General features: G+C 71.4%; 1 protein-coding gene. It reads right to left on the reverse strand.

Annotation, left to right across the window (positions count from 1 at the left end):
• Positions 1-369: 369 nt before the first annotated feature.
• Positions 370-1,146 (reverse strand): MFS transporter (locus G3N93_RS40590; RefSeq protein ID WP_241026924.1); only part of this gene is annotated, 777 nt, incomplete at its 5' end.

Raw genomic sequence — 1,146 nt, forward strand, 5'->3', positions numbered from 1 at the left:
GTCGGGGGGCGAGAGGCGGCCGCGGCGTCCGTGGGGGGCGAGCCGTCCGCGCCGGCATAGCCAGCCGGGGCGGCCGAGGCACCCGTACCGGCCGGGGCGCCCGAGTCGGCCGAGGCACCCGAGCCACCCGAGTCACCCGACGCACCCGAGTCGCCCCAGTCACCCGAGTCACCCGAGCCAGCCGAGCCACCCGAGCCAGCCGAGCCAACCGAACCAGCCGAGTCGGCCGAATCAACCGAACCGGCCAAGCAAGCCAAGCCAAGCCAAGCCAAGCCAAGCCAAGCAAGCCACCACCATCACGAACCGCAGTGAATCGCGACACCGCCGCCGGCAAGACCGCCGACGCAGGCAAACCCGAAGCGACCCGTTTCAGCGCGCCGACGGCGCGGCGGACGCATCCGCGAGCGCCGGCATCGATTCCGCCAGCGTGCGTTCCGGGCGAATCCGCAGCGCGGCGACGATGCCGATCAGCAGCATCGCGACCGAGCCGATGAACGGCACGGTCCAGCTCCCCGTGCGATCGACGAGATAGCCGAACAGGATCGGCGACAGGATCCCCGAGATCGCGGAGCCCGCATTCATCATCCCGCTCGCGATGCCGGCGTGGGCCGGCGCGATGTCGCTCGGCACGGCCCAGATCGGCCCGATCGTCAGTTCGAGGCACAGGAACGACCCCGACAGGCACAGCGCGACGCCGGCCGTCGAGTGCACGACCGCGAGCGGCAGCAGGCACACGAGCGCACCGACGAAGCTCGCGACGATCACGCTCTGGCGCGACAGCGCGAGGTTGCCGGTCTTCCGGTAGATCCGGTCGCACAGCCAGCCGCCGAGCGTGTCGCCGACCACGCCCGCGAAGAACACGCCGGACGCGAACAGCGCGGTCGACTTCAGGTTCAGCCCCTGGCCGTTCAGGAAGAACGTCGGCAGCCACGTGAAGAACAGCCACGCAGTCCAGCCGTAGCAGAAGTAGACGAAGATGGTCGGCGCCATGCGGCGGAACAGCGGCCCCCACGGCGTCGGGCCGGCGGGCGGCGCGGGGCGGGAGACCGGACGCGCGTCCTGTAGGGACAGCGGGGGGCCGAGCGTGTCGCGCTCGTCGTTCGCCCCAGCACGGAAACACCAAAAGCGGCCACGCGCGCCAACTGA

The sequence above is a fragment of the Burkholderia sp. Se-20378 genome, from assembly GCF_017104665.1.
In the GTDB taxonomy this organism is placed as follows: domain Bacteria; phylum Pseudomonadota; class Gammaproteobacteria; order Burkholderiales; family Burkholderiaceae; genus Burkholderia; species Burkholderia lata.